The following is a 22,884-nucleotide window of genomic DNA, read 5'->3' on the forward strand; positions in this document are numbered from 1 at the left end:
TCAAAACCTGAAAATACAAAAACCCGCTTTCGCGGGTTTTTGTGAGGCTTGAGACTGTTGTAGTCTGTTGCCTGAATTGGTGCCCAGAAGAAGACTCGAACTTCCACGACCTTGCGGTCACCAGCACCTGAAGCTGGCGTGTCTACCAATTTCACCATCTGGGCAGTATCGGAAAGCATCAACCTGCCGATGGCGCGCACTATACGGAGCGCTTTTTAGGCTGTAAACCCCGGCGATGAAAAAAAGTCGAAAAAAATCGCGAGCGGTGTGTTTCGGGTCTTGCAGCGTGGTCAGGGAGGCTTTTTGTCGAGTGGTTTGAGCGTGAAATTTCCCGTTTCATGAGGTCTATGCCAAACTAACCCCTATATATACAAGGTGAAAACTATCTAATGGCCGATTGGCAGTCCCTCGATCCCGAGGCCGCTCGTGAAGCGGAAAAATACGAAAACCCTATTCCCAGCCGTGAGCTGATCTTGCAGCACCTTGCCGAGCGCGGTTCGCCGGCCAGTCGCGAGCAACTGGTCGAAGAATTCGGCCTGACCACCGAAGATCAATTCGAGGCCCTGCGCCGTCGCCTTCGCGCGATGGAGCGCGACGCCCAGTTGATCTATACCCGTCGTGGCACTTATGCACCGGTAGACAAGCTTGACCTTATCCTGGGTCGCATCTCCGGGCACCGTGACGGTTTCGGCTTTCTGGTTCCAGATGACGGTTCCGATGACCTGTTCATGAGCCCGGCGCAGATGCGTCTGGTGTTCGACGGTGACCGGGCGCTGGCGCGCGTTTCCGGCCTTGACCGTCGCGGTCGTCGCGAAGGCGTTATTGTCGAAGTGATCTCGCGTGCTCACGAAACCATCGTTGGTCGCTACTTCGAAGAGAGCGGCATTGGTTTTGTTGTACCCGATAACCCAAAAATCCAGCAGGAAGTGCTGGTAACACCGGGCCGCAACAATAATGCGAAGATCGGCCAGTTCGTCGAGGTGAAAATCACCCACTGGCCAACGCCGCGCTTCCAGCCGCAGGGTGATGTGGTCGAAGTGGTCGGCAACTACATGGCGCCGGGCATGGAGATCGATGTTGCGCTACGCACTTACGATATTCCGCACGTGTGGCCCGAGGCTGTACTCAAGGAAGCTGCGAAGCTCAAGCCGGAAGTCGAAGAGAAGGACAAGGAAAACCGCGTAGACCTGCGCCACCTGCCGTTCGTGACCATCGATGGCGAAGACGCTCGCGACTTCGATGATGCGGTTTATTGCGAAGCCAAGCCGGGCAAGCTGCGCTTGTTCTCCGGTGGCTGGAAGCTCTACGTGGCCATTGCCGACGTATCGAGCTACGTGAAAATCGGCTCGGCGCTGGATGCTGAATCCCAGGTTCGCGGTAACTCGGTGTACTTCCCCGAGCGCGTCGTGCCCATGCTGCCTGAGCAATTGTCCAACGGCCTGTGCTCGCTGAACCCACACGTTGATCGTCTGGCCATGGTTTGCGAGATGACCATCTCCAAGACCGGCGAGATGACTGACTACGTATTCTACGAAGGCATCATCCACTCCCACGCTCGCCTGACCTACAACAAGGTCAGCACGATCCTGGAACAGCCGAAAACGGCTGAAGCCAAAAGCCTTCGCGGCGAATACGGCGACGTGGTTCCGCACCTCAAGCAGCTTTACGCCATGTACAAGGTGTTGCTGGGTGCGCGTCATGTGCGCGGTGCGATCGATTTCGAAACTCAGGAAACCCGGATCATCTTCGGTTCCGAGCGCAAGATTGCCGAAATCCGTCCGACCACTCGCAACGATGCTCACAAGCTGATCGAAGAGTGCATGCTGGCCGCCAACGTGGCCACCGCGCAGTTCTTGAAGAAGCACGAAATTCCCGCGTTGTACCGCGTCCATGATGGTCCGCCGCCAGAGCGTCTGGAAAAACTGCGTGCATTCCTGGGTGAGCTGGGTCTGACGCTGCACAAAGGCAAGGAAGGCCCGACACCGAAGGATTATCAGGCGCTGCTTGAAACCGTTCGTGACCGCCCGGATTACCACCTGATTCAGACCGTCATGCTGCGTTCGTTGAGCCAGGCCGTTTACAGCTCGGACAACAACGGCCACTTCGGTCTAAATTACGAAGCGTATACGCACTTCACCTCGCCGATCCGTCGTTATCCGGATCTGCTGACGCACCGTGCTATTCGCAGCGTTATCCGCTCCAAGCAGGATACTCCACACGTACGTCGTGCCGGTGCTGCAACGATTCCGAAGGCGCGTATCTACCCGTACGACGACGCGCTGCTCGATCAGTTGGGCGAACAATGCTCGATGAGCGAGCGCCGTGCCGACGAGGCTACGCGCGACGTGGTCAACTGGCTCAAGTGCGAGTACATGAAAGATCGCGTGGGCGAGTCATTCCCGGGCGTGATCACGGCGGTAACCGGCTTTGGCCTGTTCGTCGAGCTGACTGACATCTACGTCGAAGGTCTGGTCCACGTCACGGCTCTGCCGGGTGATTACTACCATTTCGACCCCCTGCATCACCGCCTTGCCGGCGAGCGTACCGGACGTAATTTCCGTCTGGGCGACAGCGTCGAAGTGCGCGTCATGCGTGTTGATCTGGATGAGCGCAAGATCGACTTCGAGATTTCCGAAACCGCAGCGGCTGCAACGCCGGCTGGTCGCAAGCGTCGTGGTCATGACACTGCGCCGCCTGCCGCCACGACAACGACGGAAAAGGAAAAGGCGCCTGCCAAGTCCGGTCGCCGTAGCGCTTCTTCCAAGGAGAGCAGTACCGAAGCGTATCGCCCGAGCGATGCGGCGGCGAAAAACGCAGAAGTGCGTAAAAGCCGCGAGCTGAAAAAAGCCCTTCTGGCAGACGCGAAGGGTGGTAGCAAGGCGTCGTCGGGAAAGTCTGACAGGTCGGGCTCTGCTCCTTCGTCGAGCAAGCCGGCCAGTAAACACCGTAAAGGTCCGTCAAAATCGGGCTCCGCGCCAACCGCGAAAAGCGGTGGCGCTCGTAAACCCAAGGCCAAGTCATGAGTCAGCTGGAAAAAATCTACGGCGTTCACGCCGTAGAAGCGTTACTTCGTCATCACCCGAAACGCGTCAAGCACATCTGGCTGGCCGAGGGTCGTAACGACCCTCGCGTACAGACGCTGGTGGCGCTGGCGGGTGAGAATCGCGTGACCATCGGTCAGGCGGAGCGTCGCGAAATGGATGCCTGGGTCGAAGGCGTGCATCAGGGTGTGGTTGCCGATGTGAGTCCGAGTCAGGTCTGGGGCGAGGCAATGCTCGACGAGCTACTCGACCGCAGCGAAGGTTCTCCGTTGCTGCTGGTGCTTGATGGCGTGACCGATCCGCACAACCTCGGCGCCTGTCTGCGTACCGCCGATGCGGCAGGTGCACTGGCCGTGATCGTGCCCAAGGACAAGTCTGCGACCTTGACGCCAGCTGTGCGAAAAGTCGCCTGCGGTGCGGCCGAAGTCATCCCGCTGGTGGCTGTGACCAATCTGGCGCGCACGCTGGAAAAGCTTCAGCAGCGCGGCTTGTGGGTTGTCGGTACGGCAGGCGAGGCCGAGGTCGAGTTGTATCAACAGGATCTGACCGGCCCGACCATCATCATCATGGGCGCGGAAGGCAAGGGCATGCGTCGCCTGACCCGCGAGCACTGCGATTATCTGGTACGTCTGCCGATGGCGGGCAGTGTCAGCAGTCTGAACGTGTCGGTCGCGACCGGCGTGTGTCTGTTTGAAGCGCTGCGTCAGCGCAGTGTCAAGGCTGCCGGCAAAAAGGCCTGATTTCGGCGCCTGGCCAGAGTGAGCAGGTCGCGCCATGCGATCTGCTCATTAATTCACCAATTGCCTTGCGCCTCCCTCGACCCTTCTCTACAATTGCGCCCCTTGCTGTCACGGCAGGCGCGCATGTGCCTGTCCCTGAGCAAGACCAACAGTGTCATTCACTCCTTGTCTGACCGCTTTTGAGCGGCAGGCTACAACCCGTAAGGAGCATTCATGCGTCATTACGAAATTATCTTTTTGGTCCACCCGGATCAAAGCGAGCAAGTCGGCGGCATGGTAGAGCGTTACACCAAGCTGATCGAAGAAGACGGCGGCAAAATCCACCGTCTGGAAGATTGGGGCCGTCGTCAACTGGCTTACGCAATCAACAATGTTCACAAGGCTCACTACGTGATGCTGAACGTTGAGTGCACTGGCAAGGCTCTGGCCGAGCTGGAAGACAACTTCCGTTACAACGATGCTGTGATCCGTAACCTGGTCATCCGTCGCGACGAAGCCGTAACTGGCCAGTCCGAGATGCTCAAGGCTGAAGAGAACCGCAGTGAGCGCCGTGAGCGTCGTGACCGTCCTGAGCACTCCGACAGCGCCGATGGCGATGACGGCGACAACAGCGACGTTAGCGATAACGCTGACGAGTAATCCACGGACCTTTTGAGGAGCCAATTACATGGCACGTTTCTTCCGTCGTCGTAAATTCTGCCGCTTCACCGCTGAAGACGTCAAAGAGATCGATTACAAAGATCTCAACACTCTGAAAGCCTACGTATCCGAGACCGGCAAAATCGTTCCAAGCCGTATCACTGGTACCAAAGCACGTTATCAGCGTCAGCTGGCCACCGCTATCAAGCGTGCCCGCTTCCTGGCCCTGCTGGCCTACACCGACAGCCACGGCCGCTGAGACCAGGTAGTCGACAAAACGTAACAAAGGATAGAAAGCATGCGTGCCCTGGCTGAATTCATCATGCGCGGCCGTATGCAGGCCACTCTCGTAGTGGCTGGATGTGCGGCATTGCCGCTGTTGTTCTGGTTGAGTGCTGCCGCAGGGTGCCTTGTGCTTCTGCGACGCGGGTTCAGTGATGCCGTTGGTGTCCTGTCCTGGGCTCTGCTGCCGGCTTTGGTCTGGTGGTATTTCGGCGAACCTCGTACAGCCATGGTGCTGGCCGGTTCGCTGAGTTTGGCAATGGTTTTGCGTGCCAGCGAGTCCTGGGTCCGCGTGCTGCTGGTCAGCGTGGCGTTGGGCGTGGTGTATGCAGTAATTCTGGGCACGGTTTTTCGCGAACCTCTGGAAGCAATGTCGCAGGAGCTGCAAAAGCATCTGCCGACAATGCTGGCCGGGCTCTACGAGCAGTTGAACGTAGAAGAGCGAGCGCGTCTGGGAGCACTGATTGCACCCGTCCTGAATGGCCTGATAGCGGCTGTGCTGCAAATCGTCAGTGTGCTGTGCCTGATTCTTGGGCGGTACTGGCAAGCGATGTTGTACAACCCTGGTGGTTTCGGGCGTGAATTTCGCGCTGTGAAACTCCCGTTGGTGCCTGCGTTGGCGCTGTTGGTGTGCATGCTGGTGGGGCCGAATTTCGGTCCGCAGATAGCAATGCTTACACCGCTTTGCAGCGTACCGCTGGTGTTTGCGGGGCTGGCTCTGATCCATGGTCTGGTTGCTGAAAAGCGGCTTTCCCGGTTCTGGCTGGTAGGGATGTACATAACGCTGCTGGTGTTCATGCAACTGATCTATCCGTTGCTCGTGGTAATTGCCATTGTCGACAGCCTGATTGATTTTCGCGGTCGCCGGAGTTCGAAAGATTCCGGCAATGGTCCTGCGAACGGTGAAGGTTAAAAGTTAAGAGGATTTCCACATGCAACTGATCCTTCTGGAAAAAGTCGCCAACCTGGGCAACCTGGGCGACAAAGTAAACGTTAAGGCCGGCTACGGTCGTAACTACCTGCTGCCTTACGGCAAAGCAACCGCTGCAACCGCTGCCAACGTGGCTGCGTTTGAAGAGCGTCGTGCAGAGCTGGAAAAACTGGCTGCAGACAAGAAAGCATCTGCCGAAACTCGCGCTGCCCAACTGGCTGAGCTGGAAGTGACTATCACTGCCACCGCTGGTGACGAAGGCAAGCTGTTCGGTTCGATCGGTACGCACGACATCGCTGATGCACTGACCGCCTCCGGCGTTGAAGTTGCAAAAAGCGAAGTTCGTCTGCCGAACGGCACTATCCGCAACGTTGGCGAATACGACGTAGCCGTGCACCTGCACAGCGACGTAGAAGCGACCGTACGCGTTGTCGTAGTGGCTGCTTAAGCAATACGTAATCGTCTGGCGGCATTGCTGCCAGAGGATTAACATCGGGCACGATCCTGTTCACAGGTCGTGCCCTTTGTCTTTGTGCCATCCCCATTCTGCAAACCTCGAATTGAAGTGGCCATGAACGATATTTCCACCCCCGAACAATACGATCTGCAAACCGCTGCCCTGAAGGTGCCGCCACATTCCATCGAGGCCGAACAGGCCGTGCTCGGTGGTTTGATGCTGGATAACAACGCCTGGGAGCGGGTGCTTGATCAAGTTTCCGATGGTGATTTCTATCGACATGACCACCGCCTGATTTTCCGCGCCATCGCTCGTTTGGCCGATCAGAACAGCCCGATTGACGTGGTCACCCTGGCTGAGCAACTGGACAAGGAAGGGCAGACCTCACAAGTAGGCGGCCTGGGCTACCTCAGTGAGCTGGCGAAAAACACGCCTTCTGTCGCCAACATCAAGGCCTACGCGCAGATTGTGCGGGCCCGTGCCACATTGCGGCAATTGATTGGCATCAGCACCGAAATCGCCGACAGTGCGTTCAACCCGGAAGGTCGCACCGCCGAAGAAATTCTTGACGAGGCTGAGCGGCAGATCTTCCAGATCGCCGAAGCGCGCCCCAAGACTGGCGGCCCGGTCAGCGTCAACGACCTGCTGACCAAGGCCATCGACCGTATCGATACCCTGTTCAACAGTGATAACGCCATTACCGGCCTGTCCACCGGGTATACCGACCTCGACGAAAAGACCAGCGGAATGCAGCCCGCCGACCTTATTATCGTTGCCGGACGTCCGTCGATGGGTAAAACCACGTTTGCCATGAACCTTGTCGAGAACGCCGTGCTGCGCAGTGACAAGGTGGTTCTGGTCTACTCGCTGGAGATGCCAGGTGAATCGCTGATCATGCGTATGTTGTCGTCACTGGGGCGCATCGACCAAACCAAGGTGCGCGCGGGCCAGCTCGACGACGATGACTGGCCGCGGCTGACGTCTGCGGTCAATCTGCTCAATGATCGCAAGCTGTTCATCGACGATACGGCCGGTATCAGCCCGTCCGAAATGCGTGCGCGTACACGGCGAATCGTACGTGAGCACGGCGATATCGCCATGATCATGATCGACTACCTGCAATTGATGCAGATTCCCGGATCGAGCGGTGACAACCGGACCAACGAAATTTCCGAGATTTCGCGCTCGCTGAAAGCGCTGGCCAAGGAATTCAACTGCCCGGTCATTGCCCTGTCGCAGCTCAACCGCTCCCTGGAGCAGCGGCCGAACAAGCGTCCGATCAACTCCGACCTTCGGGAATCCGGAGCGATCGAGCAGGACGCCGACGTGATCATGTTCGTCTACCGGGACGAGGTGTATCACCCGGAAACCGAGCATAAAGGCATTGCCGAGATCATCATCGGCAAGCAGCGTAACGGGCCGATCGGCACCACGCGCCTCGCATTCATCGGCAAATACACGCGTTTCGAGAACCTGGCACCGGGCAGTTACAACTTCGACGACGATTGACCCGAGGTCATGCCCATCAAATCCGACCACTGTCGTCGGGTTTGATCAAAAAATGTGCTATATTCCGCGCCCGCGATTTTTCCAACGTGCAAACGTAGGTCCTGAACATGCAAGCAGCCAAGCCGTTATTTGACTATCCCAAGTACTGGGCCGAATGTTTCGGACCAGCACCTTTCCTGCCCATGAGCCGGGAAGAGATGGATCTGCTTGGCTGGGATTCCTGCGACATCATCATCGTTACCGGTGATGCGTACGTCGATCACCCGTCTTTCGGCATGGCGATCATCGGCCGTCTGCTTGAGTCCCAGGGCTTTCGGGTCGGGATCATTGCGCAGCCAAACTGGCAGTCCAAAGACGATTTCATGAAGCTCGGCGAGCCGAACCTGTTCTTCGGTGTCGCTGCAGGCAACATGGACTCGATGATCAACCGCTATACCGCGGACAAGAAAATTCGCTCCGATGACGCTTATACCCCTGGCGGCATGGCCGGCAAGCGTCCGGATCGCGCAAGTCTGGTCTACAGCCAGCGCTGCAAGGAAGCTTACAAGCATGTGCCTATCGTGCTGGGCGGCATCGAAGCTTCCCTGCGTCGTATTGCCCACTATGACTACTGGCAGGACAAGGTTCGCAACTCGATCCTGATCGATGCCTGCGCCGACATCCTGCTGTACGGCAACGCCGAGCGTGCGATTGTCGAAGTCGCTCAGCGCCTGTCCTACGGCCACAAGATCGAAGACATCACCGATGTGCGCGGCACCGCGTTCATTCGTCGCGACACGCCGCAGGGCTGGTACGAAGTCGATTCGACGCGTATTGACCGTCCGGGCAAGGTCGACAAGATCATCAACCCGTACGTCAACACCCAGGACACGCAGGCCTGCGCCATCGAGCAGGAAAAAGGCAACGTCGAGGACCCCAACGAAGCCAAGGTGGTGCAGATTCTTGCCAGCCCACGCATGACCCGGGACAAGACGGTCATCCGCTTGCCATCGGTGGAAAAGGTCCGCAACGACGCCGTGCTGTATGCCCACGCCAACCGCGTCCTGCACCTTGAAACCAACCCGGGCAACGCCCGTGCGTTGGTGCAGAAGCATGGAGAGGTCGACGTCTGGTTCAACCCGCCGCCCATTCCGATGACCACTGAAGAAATGGACTACGTGTTTGGCATGCCTTACGCGCGCGTCCCGCATCCTGCGTACGGCAAGGAAAAGATCCCGGCGTACGACATGATTCGTTTCTCGGTGAACATCATGCGCGGCTGCTTCGGCGGCTGCACCTTCTGCTCGATCACCGAGCACGAAGGGCGGATCATTCAGAACCGCTCCGAAGAGTCGATCATTCGCGAAATCGAAGAGATTCGCGACAAGGTGCCGGGCTTTACCGGGGTCATTTCCGACCTGGGCGGGCCGACCGCGAACATGTACCGCATCGCCTGCAAAAGCCCGGAGATCGAATCGGCCTGCCGTAAGCCGTCCTGCGTGTTCCCTGGTATCTGCCCGAACCTGAACACCGATCACTCATCGCTGATTCAGTTGTATCGCAGCGCCCGCGCCCTGCCGGGCGTGAAGAAAATCCTGATCGCCTCTGGCCTGCGCTACGACCTTGCGGTCGAGTCGCCGGAGTATGTCAAAGAGCTGGTAACGCACCACGTGGGTGGTTACCTGAAGATCGCCCCGGAACACACCGAGGAAGGTCCGCTCAACCAGATGATGAAGCCGGGCATTGGCAGCTATGACAAGTTCAAGCGCATGTTCGAGAAGTACACCAAGGAAGCCGGTAAGGAGCAGTACCTGATTCCTTACTTCATCGCCGCACACCCGGGCACCACCGATGAAGACATGATGAACCTGGCGCTGTGGCTCAAGGGCAATGGCTTCCGCGCGGATCAGGTGCAGGCTTTCTACCCGTCGCCAATGGCCACTGCCACGGCCATGTACCACTCCGGCAAGAACCCTTTGCGCAAGGTCACCTACAAGAGCGACGCAGTCACGATTGTGAAGAGTGAAGCGCAGCGTCGTCTGCACAAGGCCTTCCTGCGCTATCACGACCCTAAAGGCTGGCCGATGTTGCGCGAGGCCCTTGAACGCATGGGCCGTGCCGATCTGATCGGGCCTGGCAAGGATCAACTGATTCCGTTGCATCAGCCGGCGACCGACAGCTATCAAAGTGCGCGCCGCAAGAACTCGACGCCAGCCGGCAGCCACAAGGTTGCCAAGAACGCGAAGACTACGCTGATCCAGACCCAGCATACTGGCCTGCCACCGCGTGGCAGCGATGGCAGCAAGCCGTGGGACAAACGCGAAGAGGCCAAGGCCGCCGCAATGGCGCGCAACAAGCAGGCCGCCAAGGAGCGCATGGATGCAGCCAAGGGTGGCAAGGGCAAAGGCGGCAAGCCAGCCCGCAAGCCTGTAGTGCCTCGCTGATAGCTATGGGCCGCAGGTACGCTTGTACCTGCGGCTCGGCTGTTCTTCAGGTCAGGTAGCCTTTTGCTCTTCAGCTTGAGGCTCCTGCGTGCCCATACTGGCGGCCAGTCTGCGACTGTAACCCTTACCTACGCGTATCGCCAAAAACTTCCAGGTGACGTGCTTCACGACGAATTGCGAGACGCCAGTCAATACTTTCCCCGTCACGTCAGGGGCTGGCCGGATATTGATCGAGGTGGTACCTCTGAGCGTAATGCGCGTTTTCATGAGCAATTTCGAAACATGAACTTTGCCAACTCGGGCTATCAGCTTTTTGCCTAAACGCGTGGCGACCTTTGCAGTGCCTGCAAGCAGCTTTCCGGCGAAGCCACCGTACGGAATCATGTAGACCGTCAGCCCTAGTGCTCCTGCCCTCATGCGGTTTTTCTCTCCGGACAGGAGGCTTTTGAATTCGGGCCAGGGCGTCAGAGATATCAGGATATTGGTTATCTCTTCGATAGCCCCGGGCGCGCTTTTGTCCTTTTCTATTTTGGTAATGCCTTTGCATTGTGCATAAAGGTCATCCTCATTAACGTAGAACAACTGGCTGCAGACAATACTGGCAATGCCGGTACAGCGTTTTGAAAACGTGGTTATGGGCATATGCAGGGCTGTCTCAGTGTTCGATGGGCCGAATGGCTCGCCAACAATTTCTGCAATCATGGTGGCGGTCGCGCCATCACGCGGTTCATCGCCGCGCAGGTAGGCGTTTTGATCAAACGGCAATGTTCTTCCCTTATTGACAATCACCGGCGTCGGGATTGTGGATGTAATCGTCCAGAACTCGATCCCGGGTACACCATTCTCGATAAGCGCCTTCAGATCAGGGCGATAACGCACCCTCATCAACAGAGGGAAAACTTCGTAGAACCCTGTTTTGCCTTCGTAGACAGCCTCAATGATAAAACCGGCGCGGCCTCGCAGTGGTTCTCGATGCTTCTCGCTTTCTGTAACAGCCATCAGGTCTTGGGTCGGTAGTCTGAGCGAGTAGAGTGATACGGCACCATTTTCGATGGCCAGGCGATGCTTGAAAGGCAGTTGAGTCAGCAACTTTTTAATGATTGTCGCGTAAGCCTTGCGGGCATCAGCCAGATAAGCCTGAAACTCATGCTCGAATTGTTGATTGATGTCTGGCAGCGCCTTGTACAGCAACTGCATTTCACGGTTTATGGGAAGTAGGCCTTCCGTGCTGTCGCGCCCCGGCAGTCTCCAGTCATCAATGTTTTCACCGGCCATGTAGACCTCCAGCAACGACGACGAATCGTGTTTTATGCCGTAAGCGTTATAGGGCAGATTGGATGCTGAGAGGGTGCCTTTATGATCGCGATAGACAGGCGTATGGCTTTTCCGTAGCACCGCCAGCCTGTGACGTAGATCAATGGGCGGGAATGGATAATCTTCCTGCTCAAGTATCTGTTGAATTGCAGGCGTCCTTCGCGCTTCTGTCATGGCGACGATGGCCATCGCCTTGCGTTCTGGCGCTGTGCGAACCAGTGCATTCACAGCTTCAAGTGATTCGGTTTCGGATTCTTCGAACGCGCTGACTGCCTGTGCTATCTCTTGTTCGGAATAAGGCAGGTTGCCCTGAATACGGATATAACCGTTGGCCTGCGCCCATGCCAGAAGGATGGGCAGGCGGGTTGTGAGATAGGCTGCCTGCTGTTCTTCGGTGTCCATCTTTTTGTTGAAGATCACTGGCAGTTCGATCAGGTCGTCAAAGCTCATCCAGCGTGAAGAACCAAACTCGATGGCTTCCGCAAGGGTGACCCCATGCTGAAAATTGACCCACACTTCAGTACAACCATATGGCAGATCGTCGGGAACACCGTTGACCAGCCATTCAGGGCAGTTCTCCAGTGCCAGTATGAAGCGTGCGAGTATTGCTTCGTTGATCGACGCCGCCTTGCCCGTGTTGATCAGGTGGCTGTGCATATCGTTCAGGATGTCAGCGTGGCTACGCCCCAGGTTTTCTGTTCTGGAGAATGTGTAGCCGGCAATTTCTCCAGGCTTTCGATCCTCAGGTTGCTGAAGATCGCTGCTGATGGCATGCCATAAAATCCGGTCCATGAGTGTCATCAGGGACGCGGACGTTTCTCCCTCAGGTCGATCAAGTTGTGCCAGCAGCGTTTGTCCCAATGCCCTTGCCGGTCCGGATCTGAGAACCCGGGCCATAACCGCCACTGGGGAGTCCTGCACATCTGCCAGTGGACAGGAGGCAATGATTTCAGCACCCAGCTTGCTTAGCAGCGTGCCACCTTCGTTGCCCAGGTACTCGGTGCGGGCTCGTTTCAGGTCCTGCAGATTTTTCGGTGTCAGCATGGCCTTGATATCGAACTGATCAATAAGCCCCAATTCCTGACTGGCGCGAAGTTCTGCCAGCGTATTGAGCAGGGTTTTGATTGCCGTTTTGTCAGGCGATGGTGGAAGCGACAACCCGTAGTTGTAGCTCAGCATCAATGCCAGGCTGACGCTGCCATCGCTGTCTATCTGAAACGGCAACTCCTGCTTTTCGGCTTGGAGCGGTGCAGGCAGAGCCGCTTTCTCAGCGCAGTATTCGCCGAATCCGGACGCTGGATCTGGCTTGATCCGAATGTCTTCAAGGCTGATAGGGGCATTGCTGCTCTGCATTACCGCAAGCAATGCTTTTCGTGTCGTCTCGTAGTCAGCACTTTCGGCCGGATCCATGAGGTCGATGTGAGCGTCGACAGCCTGGGTCGGTTCTGAAAGCGGTTGTTGCGCGGGATTTAGCTGTGTCATTACAAGTGCTCCGATAATGGTTAATCATTGGAGGACGATGTAATCAGGCATCAATCTGTCTGTGGCACTAAGTAAATATTGCGTGCGGGTCCAACCTTATTGCCCTGTGCGCCCCGTTTCCGTGCGACCCTTGCACCTTCAGTTCAGGTGAGCACAATTTTGGTGCTGCGCCTGATCGGGCGGGGAATGTCACTCTCGTTGGCGCACGACTTTGACCGGATGGCATAAGTCTTGCGCGGCTCAATTACCGTTCAGGCTCGCAGGAGGCACGCCGTGTCGATTCATATTGCCTTGCACCATGTCACGCACTATCGCTACGAACGCGCGGTCGAACTGGGTCCTCAGATCGTTCGCCTGCGCCCGGCCGCTCACAGCCGCACGCGCGTGCTGTCGTATTCGCTGAAAGTCCTGCCCGAAAACCACTTCATCAACTGGCAGCAGGATCCTCAAGGTAATTACCTGGCGCGTCTGGTCTTCCCGGAAAAGACCAGGGAATTTCGCGTCGAGGTCGATCTGGTCGCCGAGATGGCGGTGTTCAATCCGTTCGATTTCTTTCTGGAGCCTTACGCCGAAAACATCCCCTTCAACTATGCCAGCGAAGAACAGCGCGAGCTGGCGCCGTACCTGGAAAAACTGCCGCTGACCCCAAGATTTCAGGCGTATCTGGACAGCATCAGTCGCGAGCCGATACCCGCCATCGACTTTCTGGTGGGCCTCAACCAGCGCCTGAGTCAGGACGTCGCTTACCTGATCCGTATGGAACCGGGTGTGCAGACCCCGGAATTCACCCTGGAAAACGCTTCAGGCTCTTGCCGTGACTCCGCGTGGCTGCTGGTGCAGCTGTTGCGCCATCTGGGTATGGCGGCGCGATTTGTATCGGGCTATCTCTTCCAGCTCAAGGCCGATGTCGAGGCGCTGGACGGGCCGTCGGGCACTGATGTCGACTTCACCGACCTGCATGCCTGGTGCGAGGTCTATCTGCCGGGTGCTGGCTGGGTCGGTCTGGATGCTACTTCCGGCCTCTTTGCAGGCGAAGGGCATATTCCGCTGGCGTGCAGCCCGGAGCCGTCTTCCGCAGCGCCGATCAGCGGTCTGGTCGAGCCGTGCGAAACCGATTTCAGCCACGAAATGTCGGTCGAGCGCATCTGGGAGGCCCCGCGGGTCACCAAGCCGTACACCGAAGAGCAATGGCAGGACATTCAGTCCCTCGGCCGACAGATCGACGCGGACCTGACGCGTGACGACGTGCGCCTGACCATGGGCGGCGAACCGACGTTCGTGTCCATCGATGATCGCGACGGTGCCGAATGGAACACGGCTGCGCTGGGGCCTCGCAAGCGCGAGCTGTCTGCCGAGCTGTTTCAGCGCATGCGCGCGCATTACGCGCCACTGGGGATCGTGCATTTTGGCCAGGGCAAATGGTATCCGGGCGAACAGTTGCCACGCTGGTCACTGAACTGTTTCTGGCGCAAGGATGGCAAACCGGTCTGGCGCAACAATGCGCTGATCGCCGATGAAACCCAGGATTACGGCGCTACCGCCGAGCTGGCCGGGCGCTTTCTGGCCAGCGTTGCCGAGCGTCTGAAACTACCGGCCCGTTTCGTTTTTCCGGCTTACGAAGACAATTTCTACTACCTGTGGCGCGAAGGCGCATTGCCGGTCAACGTGACTGCCGAAGACTCGCGGCTGGGTGATGAGCTGGAGCGCGCGCGTCTGCGCAAGGTCTTCGCTCAGGGGCTGGACAAGATGATTGGTCAGGTCCTGCCGTTGGCCCGTAATGCAGGCGGCGATAGCTGGCAGAGTGGCCGCTGGTACTTGCGTGACGAACACTGCCGTCTGGTGCCGGGTGATTCCGCGCTGGGCTATCGCCTGCCATTGGCCTCGCAACCCTGGGTCAAGGCGGCGGAGTACCCGTTCATTCATCCGACCGATCATAACCAGGACTTCCCGGAGCTTGCCGACAGCGACTCGCTGACCTCGGCGCTCAAGTCCACAGATATCGACGCCGAACGCTCACCGAAAATCGATGAGTCGGCCGACTGGCTGACTCGTACGGCGCTGTGTGCCGAAGCGCGCGACGGGCGTCTGTATCTGTTTATGCCGCCACTGCAAAAGCTTGAGGAATACCTTGAACTGGTGGCCGTGATCGAAGCGACCGCTGAAGAACTGCAATGCCCGATTCTGCTGGAAGGCTACGAGCCACCGAGCGATCCGCGTCTGTGTAACTTCCGCATTACCCCGGACCCTGGTGTGATCGAGGTCAACGTGCAGCCGTCCGCCAGTTGGGACGAGTTGGTCGAGCGCACCGAGTTTCTTTACGAGCAGGCGCGTCTCACACGTCTGACCACAGAGAAATTCATGATCGACGGCCGCCACACCGGCACAGGCGGCGGCAACCACTTCGTGCTGGGCGGTGCGACACCGGCGGATTCGCCGTTTTTGCGTCGTCCAGACCTGCTGCGCAGTCTGATCAGCTATTGGCACAACCATCCTTCGCTGTCGTATCTGTTTTCCGGCCTGTTCATCGGCCCGACGTCCCAGGCACCACGCATCGATGAGGCGCGCAACGACTCGCTTTATGAAATGGAAATCGCCTTCGCACAGATGCCGGAGCCTGGTGAAGAAGTCGCGCCGTGGATCGTCGATCGTCTGTTGCGCAATTTGTTGATCGACGTCACCGGCAACACCCATCGAGCCGAATTCTGCATCGACAAGCTGTACTCGCCCGATGGTGCGACCGGGCGTCTTGGCCTGCTGGAGCTGCGTGCCTTCGAGATGCCGCCGCATGCGCGCATGAGCCTGGCGCAGCAGTTACTGCTACGCGCACTGGTGGCGCGTTTCTGGCGTGAACCCTATGCACCGGCCAAGCTGGCACGCTGGGGCACGCAATTGCATGATCGCTTCATGCTGCCGCACTTCATCGAGCAGGATTTCGCCGATGTGGTCGCCGACCTCAACTCGGCAGGCTACCCGGTGCAGGCCGACTGGTTCTCTGCGCATTTGGAGTTTCGCTTTCCGAAAGTGGGTGATTACGCCGTCAATGGCATCGAGCTGGAGCTGCGGCAGGCGCTGGAGCCCTGGCACGTTCTGGGTGAAGAAGGCTCGGCCGGTGGCGCGGTGCGCTACGTCGATTCGTCGCTGGAGCGCTTGCAGGTGCATCTCAGCGGGCTACCACCGCAGCGCTACGTATTGACCTGCAACGGCGTCGCGGTGCCTTTGCAGCCCACTGGACGGGTTGGCGAGTTCGTCGCGGGTGTGCGTTATCGCGCCTGGCAACCGGCCAACTGCCTGCAACCGACCATCGGCGTGCATGCGCCACTGGTTTTTGATCTGCTCGACACCTGGATGCACCGCTCGCTGGGTGGCTGCGAGTATCATGTCGCCCATCCGGGCGGCCGTAACTACGAAACCTTGCCGGTCAACGCCAACGAAGCGGAAAGTCGTCGCCTTTCACGTTTCTTCCGCATCGGTCACACCCCGGGCAAACTGGACGTTCCGTCGCTAAACATTAACGACGAGCTGCCGATGACGCTGGATATGCGTCTGCATTAGAAAAACAGTGGCTCTGTGCGTCAGATGCACACGGACGTGACATCTGACTGCACTAATCTGAAGTCCTTACGTTGCCTGCCGAGCCTTCCATGCCCGACCTGCTTGACCATTACCCGCTGTCCGAGGGTACTTACCACGAAATGCTCGATGCCGACGGTGCCGTCCGCCCGCACTGGCGTCGTCTGTACGAACACATGCAGCGCAGCACCTCGGCGCAGCTGATCCAGCGCCAAGCCTTGCTGACCCGGCAGATCCAGGAAAACGGTGTCACCTATAACGTTTACGCCGACCCCAAAGGCGCGGACCGCCCATGGGAGCTGGACCTGTTGCCGCACATCATTGCGGCCGATGAGTGGCAGCACGTGGCGGCAGGGATTGCCCAGCGTGCACGGCTGCTCAACGCAGTGCTTGCGGACCTTTACGGCCCGCAGACGCTGATTGCCAATGGCTTGCTGCCCGCTGAACTGGTATTTGGCCATAACAACTTTCTGTGGCCGTGTCAGGGCGTAAAACCTCCCGAAGGCACGTTCCTGCATATGTACGCGGTCGATCTGGCACGCACCCCGGACGGGCGCTGGTGGGTGACTGCCGACCGCACCCAGGCGCCTTCGGGTGCCGGTTATGCACTGGAAAATCGCCAGAGCGTCGCGCGTGCCTTGCCGGAAACCTATCGTGACCTGCAAGTCCGGCACCTCTCGGGTTTCTTCGACGCGTTGCAGCAGACGCTGGCCCGTCAGGCGCCCACCAGCAACGAGGCACCGCTGATCGTCCTGCTGACGCCGGGCCGTTTCAACGAAAGCTACTTCGAACACTTGTACCTGGCGCGACAACTGGGCTATCCGCTGGTCGAGGGTGGTGATCTGACGGTGCGCGATGCCACTGTTTACCTGAAAACCCTCAGCGGCTTGCGTCGGGTTCACGCGATCATGCGCCGTCTGGACGACGACTTCTGCGATCCTCTGGAATTACGTACCGATTCCGCGCTCGGTGTGCCGGGGCTGCTGGAGGCTGTGCGTCAGGGCAATGTGCTGGTCGCCAACGCATTGGGCAGTGGTGTTCTGGAGTCGCCTGGCCTGCTGGGCTTTTTGCCGAAAATCAGTCAGTACCTGTTCGGCGAAGATCTGATCTTGCCATCGGTCGCAACCTGGTGGTGCGGAGAGCCGCCCGTGCTGGCGCAAGCGCTGGAGAAACTGCCTGATCTGTTGATCAAACCTGCATTTCCTTCGCAGCACTTCGCCCCGGTGTTCGGTCGCGATTTGAATGAGGAGCAGCGCAACGCGCTTGCCCTGCGCATGCAGTCGCGCCCCTATGCCTACGTCGCCCAGGAGCTGGCGCAGTTGTCTCATGCACCGGTGCTGCAGGCCGATGGTACCGGTTTGCAGCCGCGCGCCATCGGCATGCGTGTCTACGCAGTGGCCAGCCTCGACGGCTATCGCGTGCTACCGGGCGGCCTGACCCGAGTGGCCGCCGAAGCCGATGCCGACGTGGTGTCGATGCAGCGCGGCGGTGCGAGCAAGGACACCTGGGTGCTGGGCGAACGCTCGCACCTTGGCGAGCCCTGGAAGGGGCAGCGCACGCTGGGTGTCTATGACCTGATTCGCCGTGACCCTTACCTGCCGTCGCGGGTGGTGGAGAACCTGTTCTGGTTCGGGCGTTACTGCGAACGTTGCGACGACAGTGCTCGCCTGCTGCGCATCATGTTGACGCGCTATGTCGATGACGACGATCCCCTCGCGTTGCAGGCGGCCGTCGCGCTGGCCGAGAGCCTGGGCATGCTGCCCGAAGCCGAGGAGGGCGAAGAGTTGAAGGATCGCCTGCTGGTTGCTCTGCTGGGCGACGAGTGGCCGTTCAGCCTGCGCGCCAATTTGCAGCGTTTGCAGTGGGCCGCTTCGCAAGTGCGCGGCAAGCTCTCACGGGAAAACTGGCAGGCGCTGGTCGAATTGCAGCGCGAAGCCTCAAGCCTGGAAACCGAAGAGCCGGATTTTGGCGAGCTGCTGGATTTTCTCAACCGTCTGGTGATGTCTCTGGCAGCGCTTTCCGGTTTTGCGCTGGACGACATGACCCGCGACGAAGGCTGGAGCTTTTTGATGATCGGGCGACGTATCGAGCGCCTGAAGTTTCTCAGCACCAGTCTGGCGGCGTTTTTGCGCGGCTCGGCAGTCTCGGAGAAAGCCGGGCTGGAGTGGTTGCTGGAGCTGGGCAACAGCAGCATCACTTATCGTTCGCGGTACATGGCCGTACCGCACCTGATTCCGGTGCTGGACCTGTTGCTGCTTGATGAGCAGAACCCGCATGCGGTGCTGTTTCAGCTCAAGCTGGTGCAACGCTCGCTGCGCCGCCTGAACGACGAGTTTGATGCGCCGCGTGACAGCAGCCTGGCGGTGCTGGCTCAGCGTCTCGCCGCATTTGACCTTGGCAGTCTGGAGAACCCGCTGTTCGGTCAGAGCAGCATCGACGCTGTTCTCGACGGGCTGGCCGATCTGCTGCAGAGCATTGGTGACAGCAGTGGGCAGGCCTCCGACCGCCTGGCGCTGCGCCATTTTGCTCACGTCGATGACGTCAGCCAACGCACGGTATCTGTCTGATGAGCGCCTTCTACCAGATTTTTCATGACACGCATTACAAGTACGACAGCCCGGTTTCGCTGGCTCAGCAACTGGCGCATCTCTGGCCGCGCAGCAGCCCGTGGCAGCGTTGCACCGAGCAGGCACTCGAGATTTTTCCGGAGCCTACCACGCGCCGTGATGAGCTGGATGTGTTTGGCAACCCGCTGACCCGACTGGCGTTCGAGCGTCCGCACGACGAGTTGCAAGTCAATGCGCGGTTGCGTATCGAGGTCATGGAGAAGCCGTTTCTGGACTTCAATCTGTCGCCGGAATGGGAAGTGACCCGCAGTGCGCTGACTTACAGCGCCAAGCCGATGACTGCTGATATTCTGGAGGCCTGCCGCTATCGCTTCGAATCCCCCTATGTTCACCTGAAGCGTTCGTTCGTCGAATTCTCGCAGGTCTGTTTCCCGCCGGGCCGCCCGTTGTTGCTGTGCGTACAGGCCCTGATGGAAAAGATTTTCGACGAATTCACTTTCGATGACGAGGCGACTCAGGTCGCCACGCCCCTGGTGGAAGTGCTGGAGCGGCGACGGGGGGTGTGTCAGGACTTCGCCCACTTGATGCTGGCGTGCCTGCGCTCTCGAGGTCTGGCCGCGCGCTACGTAAGTGGCTATCTGCTGACCCAGCCACCACCGGGCCAGCCCCGCTTGATCGGTGCCGATGCCTCGCATGCCTGGGTATCGGTGTTCTGTCCGGCTTCGGGCTGGGTCGACTTCGACCCCACCAACAATGTGCAACCTGCGCTGGAGCACATCAGCCTGGCCTGGGGGCGTGATTTCTCTGACGTCTCGCCTTTGCGCGGCGTGATTCTGGGCGGCGGCACGCATGATCCCGATGTCCGGGTGACGGTGATGCCGGTCAGCGCCTAATTACCTGCTCCCGTGAATCGTTCTTCAGAAGGGCGCTCCGTCGCGAGCGCCCGAGGGACCATTTGACGCACGTCCTTGGAACCCCGGCCCTGATCGGGCACTCTCTTCTTACGTCAGTTATCACGTTAATCAAGTCCTGCCCTGGAGATTCAAATGATTCGCAAGCTTGTAGCGATTTCGCTGTTGTCGTTGGCCAGTAGCCAGTTGCTGGCTGCCGAGTGTTCGGCCACAGTCGATTCGACCGATCAAATGATGTACAACACCAAAGCCATTGAGATCGACAAGAGCTGCAAGGAATTCACCGTCAACCTGACGCACTCCGGCAGCCTGCCGAAGAATGTCATGGGCCATAACTGGGTGCTGAGCAAGAAGTCCGATACCCAGGCAATCGTTACCGATGGCATGGCTGTCGGCATCGACAAGGATTACCTGAAGCCCGACGACAGCCGCGTCATCGCCCACACCAAAGTCATCGGCGCTGGTGAAAAAGACTCGGTTACCTTTGATGTATCGAAGCTGGACCCGGCACAGGAATACCAGTTCTTCTGCACATTTCCAGGGCACATCAGCATGATGAAAGGCGCTGTGACCCTGAAGTAACCACACGCCCCCGAACGAGGACGCGGAGCGTCCAGAACGGCATGCCGACGCGGAGCGTCGCACGATAGTTGAGATTATCGTTCCGCACGCTGCAGCGTGGGGATGCCTTGGTTGACGCTCCGCGTCGCAGATATGCGCCGCGCCGCAAACGCAAGACCAGACGCAGAGCGTCGCACGATAGTTGAGATTATCGTTCCGCACGCTCCAGCGTGGGAATGCCGTGGGTGACGCTCTGCGTCACAGAACTGTGCCGCAGAGCATATTCAGAAACGGACGCAGAGCGTCCAGAAAGGCGTACCCACGCGGAGCATGGGCACGATGGTGTTGCTGCTCTCTCGTTCCGCACGTACCCACTCACGGCGCGTACGGCAGCTCGCGTTTGTGCTGGGTCTTGGCGTAGGTTTCGCAGATGATCTTGAAGGCTTCCTCACGCACTGGTTCACCGTGCAGGAAAGCGTCGATCTCGGCGTAGGTCACGCCGTGCGAGGCTTCGTCCGGTTTGCCGGGGGACAGGTCTTCCAGGTCCGCCGTCGGTACTTTCTCGACCAGTGATTCCGGTGCGCCGAAATGCCGGGCGATGGCGCGTACCTGGTTTTTCACCAGACCGCTCAACGGTGCCAGATCGCATGCGCCGTCGCCGAACTTGGTGAAGAAGCCCATGACCGCTTCGGCAGCGTGGTCAGTACCGATCACCAGCCCCTGATAAGCGCCGGCGACGGTGTACTGCGCGACCATGCGCATGCGCGCCTTGGTGTTGCCGAGAACGAAATCCACCGAGCTGGCTGGAAGGCCGTCAAACGCCTTCACCTCGGCAGCCAGCGCCTTGACGCTGCTACCGATGTTGATGGTATGGCGCTCGTCCGGCTCGATGAAGTCGACCGAGGCCTGGGCTTCGTGCTCATCGGCCTGCACGACATAGGGCAGACGCACGGCGATAAAGCGGTAGCTGTTATCGCCTGTGCTCGCGCGCAATTCCTTCACCGCACGCTGAGCGAGCAAGCCGGCCGTCAGTGAGTCGACCCCGCCGCTGATGCCGAGCACCAGGGTCTTGAGCCGTGCGTTCTGCAGGCATTCCTTGATGAAACTGACGCGGCGGGCGACTTCGGCCTGTAGCGCGTTCTGGTCCGCGAAAGGTGGCTGGACCTTGAGCTGTTCAGCAATCTGGCGCTGTACGGCGTGCATGATTCACTCCTCGTAAATAGGACAATTCAAGCTGGTTTTTCAGGGCTCGGCAAATCCGGCACCTTGAACACATGTCGCAGGTAGGCGACAAAGTTCGGGTCCTTGCACTGCGTCTTGCCGGGCTCGTCGGAAATCTTTGCCACAGCCTGACCGGCGCATGCGGTCATTTTCAGCACCATGTTCATGGGCGCGATGCCGGGTATGTCGGCGGTCAGGTTGGTGCCGATCCCGAAGCTGACATTGATGCGTCCGCGCAACGCCCGGAAGATGTCGAGTGCCTTGGGCAGGTTCAGCCCGTCGGAAAACACCAGCGTCTTGCTCATCGGGTCGATACCGAGCTTCTGGTAATGCGAGATGCATTTTTCGGCCCACTTCACCGGGTCGCCCGAATCATGGCGCAAACCGTCGAATAGTTTGGCGAAGTACAGATCGAAGTCATTCAGGAATGCGTCAGTGGTGATGCAGTCTGTCAGCGCGATCCCCAGCAGACCACGGTACTCGCGAACCCAGCAATCAAGCGCGGCGATCTGGCTGTCGATCAGGCGCGGTCCCAGTTGCTGGTGGGCCATGATCCATTCATGAGCCATTGTGCCCAGTGGTTTCAGGTCAAGCTGACGCGCCAGATGAACGTTGCTGGTACCGACAAACTGGCCTGGGAAGTCGTTTTTCAGGACGCCAAGCATTTCTTCCTGCACGCGATAGGAAAAACGCCTGCGCGTGCCGAAGTCCGCCACTTTCAGCTCGGCCAGTTCATCGGCCGTGGCATGAGTGGTCAGCCATTCGAACTTGTCATACAGACGATCCCGCGCCTGACTGAGCAGGGTGTCAGGATAGCGGTGCCGGTTACGCACCTCACTGACGATCGCCAGCAGTGGCACTTCGAACAGAATGACGTGCAGCCAGGGACCGTGCAGACGAATGCACAGCTCATCGTTTTCGATGCTGGTTTTCACATAGCGGGTGTTAAAGCGGAACAGTCCCAGAAACCTCAGAAAGTCCGGTTTTATGAACGTGATGCGCTCCAGAAAAGCCAGGTGTTCCGGGCTCAGGGACAGCTCGCACAGCAACTCGATCTGGTGTCTGATCTCGTCCAGGTAGGGGCGAAGATCCTCCCCGTTGCGGCACCGAAACTCCCACTCAACGTCGACGTTGGGGTAGTTGTGCAGCACTGCCTGCATCATGGTCAGCTTGTAGAAATCGGTGTCGAGCAGGCTTTGCACGATACGATTTGAAAAGGCGCTCTCGCTCATTGAA

At 58.7% G+C, this 22,884-nt stretch carries 15 protein-coding genes and 1 tRNA gene; 12 read left to right on the forward strand and 4 right to left on the reverse strand.

The window, feature by feature from the left end:
- Nucleotides 1–77 precede the first annotated feature (77 nt).
- Nucleotides 78–164: transfer RNA gene (locus RYC18_RS19600), tRNA-Leu, on the reverse strand.
- A 225-nt stretch (nt 165–389) separates the two neighbouring features.
- On the opposite strand from RYC18_RS19600, the gene rnr reads away from it, so the two are divergent.
- From rnr to RYC18_RS19640, 8 genes are all read left to right on the forward strand, one after another.
- A complete protein-coding gene (rnr, locus tag RYC18_RS19605; protein ID WP_057405094.1) occupies nt 390–3,023 on the forward strand; it encodes a ribonuclease R in 2,634 nt (877 codons plus the stop codon).
- Nucleotides 3,020–3,781: a 23S rRNA (guanosine(2251)-2'-O)-methyltransferase RlmB gene (gene rlmB, locus RYC18_RS19610; RefSeq protein WP_004666402.1), complete on the forward strand. Its 762-nt coding sequence runs from the start codon at nt 3,020–3,022 to the stop codon at nt 3,779–3,781. The genes rnr and rlmB overlap by 4 nt, the downstream gene beginning before the upstream one ends.
- 213 nt (nt 3,782–3,994) lie before the next feature.
- Nucleotides 3,995–4,420, forward strand: coding sequence for a 30S ribosomal protein S6 (gene rpsF / locus RYC18_RS19615; protein WP_002551828.1), 426 nt, complete (start codon nt 3,995–3,997; stop codon nt 4,418–4,420).
- A 28-nt stretch (nt 4,421–4,448) separates the two neighbouring features.
- Entirely contained in the window at nt 4,449–4,679 is a 231-nt protein-coding gene (gene rpsR, locus RYC18_RS19620) for a 30S ribosomal protein S18 (RefSeq protein WP_002551829.1), read from the forward strand.
- 39 nt (nt 4,680–4,718) lie between these two features.
- Nucleotides 4,719–5,615: a hypothetical protein gene (locus RYC18_RS19625; RefSeq protein WP_004666401.1), complete on the forward strand. Its 897-nt coding sequence runs from the start codon at nt 4,719–4,721 to the stop codon at nt 5,613–5,615.
- Between the two features lie 19 nt (nt 5,616–5,634).
- A complete protein-coding gene (gene rplI, locus RYC18_RS19630; RefSeq protein ID WP_002551831.1) occupies nt 5,635–6,081 on the forward strand; it encodes a 50S ribosomal protein L9 in 447 nt (148 codons plus the stop codon).
- Nucleotides 6,082–6,204: 123 nt separating this feature from the next.
- A complete protein-coding gene (gene dnaB, locus RYC18_RS19635) occupies nt 6,205–7,599 on the forward strand; it encodes a replicative DNA helicase (RefSeq protein ID WP_002551832.1) in 1,395 nt (464 codons plus the stop codon).
- A 107-nt stretch (nt 7,600–7,706) separates the two neighbouring features.
- Nucleotides 7,707–10,022 (forward strand): YgiQ family radical SAM protein, encoded by a 2,316-nt coding sequence (locus tag RYC18_RS19640; RefSeq protein ID WP_002551833.1) that lies wholly within the window; start codon nt 7,707–7,709, stop codon nt 10,020–10,022.
- 51 nt (nt 10,023–10,073) lie between these two features.
- Here RYC18_RS19640 and RYC18_RS19645 read toward each other — a convergent pair whose 3' ends face one another.
- On the reverse strand, nt 10,074–12,818 hold the full coding sequence (locus RYC18_RS19645) for an MFS transporter (protein ID WP_316886626.1): 2,745 nt from the start codon (nt 12,816–12,818) through the stop codon (nt 10,074–10,076).
- A 273-nt stretch (nt 12,819–13,091) separates the two neighbouring features.
- Between RYC18_RS19645 and RYC18_RS19650 the strand changes: the two genes are divergently transcribed.
- The 4 genes from RYC18_RS19650 to azu all read left to right on the forward strand — a co-directional run bounded on the left by RYC18_RS19650 (nt 13,092) and on the right by azu (nt 20,448).
- Complete coding sequence (locus tag RYC18_RS19650; protein ID WP_316886627.1) at nt 13,092–16,370, forward strand: transglutaminase family protein; 3,279 nt, start codon at nt 13,092–13,094, stop codon at nt 16,368–16,370.
- A gap of 89 nt (nt 16,371–16,459) precedes the next feature.
- Nucleotides 16,460–18,955: a circularly permuted type 2 ATP-grasp protein gene (locus RYC18_RS19655; protein WP_044295550.1), complete on the forward strand. Its 2,496-nt coding sequence runs from the start codon at nt 16,460–16,462 to the stop codon at nt 18,953–18,955.
- A complete protein-coding gene (locus RYC18_RS19660) occupies nt 18,955–19,848 on the forward strand; it encodes a transglutaminase N-terminal domain-containing protein (RefSeq protein WP_004666395.1) in 894 nt (297 codons plus the stop codon). The genes RYC18_RS19655 and RYC18_RS19660 overlap by 1 nt, the downstream gene beginning before the upstream one ends.
- Before the next feature lie 153 nt (nt 19,849–20,001).
- Entirely contained in the window at nt 20,002–20,448 is a 447-nt protein-coding gene (gene azu, locus RYC18_RS19665) for an azurin (protein WP_005731138.1), read from the forward strand.
- A 354-nt stretch (nt 20,449–20,802) separates the two neighbouring features.
- Here azu and nadE read toward each other — a convergent pair whose 3' ends face one another.
- Together nadE and pncB are read right to left on the reverse strand one after the other, a co-directional pair.
- A complete protein-coding gene (gene nadE, locus RYC18_RS19670) occupies nt 20,803–21,630 on the reverse strand; it encodes an ammonia-dependent NAD(+) synthetase (RefSeq protein WP_004654655.1) in 828 nt (275 codons plus the stop codon).
- Between the two features lie 26 nt (nt 21,631–21,656).
- On the reverse strand, nt 21,657–22,880 hold the full coding sequence (gene pncB / locus RYC18_RS19675; protein WP_002551841.1) for a nicotinate phosphoribosyltransferase: 1,224 nt from the start codon (nt 22,878–22,880) through the stop codon (nt 21,657–21,659).
- Between the last annotated feature and the right edge of the window lie 4 nt (nt 22,881–22,884).

Origin of the sequence: Pseudomonas syringae group sp. 247E2 (genome assembly GCF_032587795.1) — a bacterium.
Taxonomy (GTDB): domain Bacteria; phylum Pseudomonadota; class Gammaproteobacteria; order Pseudomonadales; family Pseudomonadaceae; genus Aquipseudomonas; species Aquipseudomonas amygdali.

Coding starts and splice junctions, on each gene's coding strand:
- RYC18_RS19655 (WP_044295550.1), top strand. CDS start 16,460: ATGCCCGACCTGCTTGACCATTACCCGCTGTCCGAGGGTACTTACCAC.
- rnr (WP_057405094.1), top strand. CDS start 390: ATGGCCGATTGGCAGTCCCTCGATCCCGAGGCCGCTCGTGAAGCGGAA.
- RYC18_RS19660 (WP_004666395.1), top strand. CDS start 18,955: ATGAGCGCCTTCTACCAGATTTTTCATGACACGCATTACAAGTACGAC.
- nadE (WP_004654655.1), bottom strand. CDS start 21,630: ATGCACGCCGTACAGCGCCAGATTGCTGAACAGCTCAAGGTCCAGCCA.
- RYC18_RS19645 (WP_316886626.1), bottom strand. CDS start 12,818: ATGACACAGCTAAATCCCGCGCAACAACCGCTTTCAGAACCGACCCAG.
- dnaB (WP_002551832.1), top strand. CDS start 6,205: ATGAACGATATTTCCACCCCCGAACAATACGATCTGCAAACCGCTGCC.
- pncB (WP_002551841.1), bottom strand. CDS start 22,880: ATGAGCGAGAGCGCCTTTTCAAATCGTATCGTGCAAAGCCTGCTCGAC.
- RYC18_RS19625 (WP_004666401.1), top strand. CDS start 4,719: ATGCGTGCCCTGGCTGAATTCATCATGCGCGGCCGTATGCAGGCCACT.
- rpsF (WP_002551828.1), top strand. CDS start 3,995: ATGCGTCATTACGAAATTATCTTTTTGGTCCACCCGGATCAAAGCGAG.
- rplI (WP_002551831.1), top strand. CDS start 5,635: ATGCAACTGATCCTTCTGGAAAAAGTCGCCAACCTGGGCAACCTGGGC.
- rpsR (WP_002551829.1), top strand. CDS start 4,449: ATGGCACGTTTCTTCCGTCGTCGTAAATTCTGCCGCTTCACCGCTGAA.
- RYC18_RS19640 (WP_002551833.1), top strand. CDS start 7,707: ATGCAAGCAGCCAAGCCGTTATTTGACTATCCCAAGTACTGGGCCGAA.
- rlmB (WP_004666402.1), top strand. CDS start 3,020: ATGAGTCAGCTGGAAAAAATCTACGGCGTTCACGCCGTAGAAGCGTTA.
- azu (WP_005731138.1), top strand. CDS start 20,002: ATGATTCGCAAGCTTGTAGCGATTTCGCTGTTGTCGTTGGCCAGTAGC.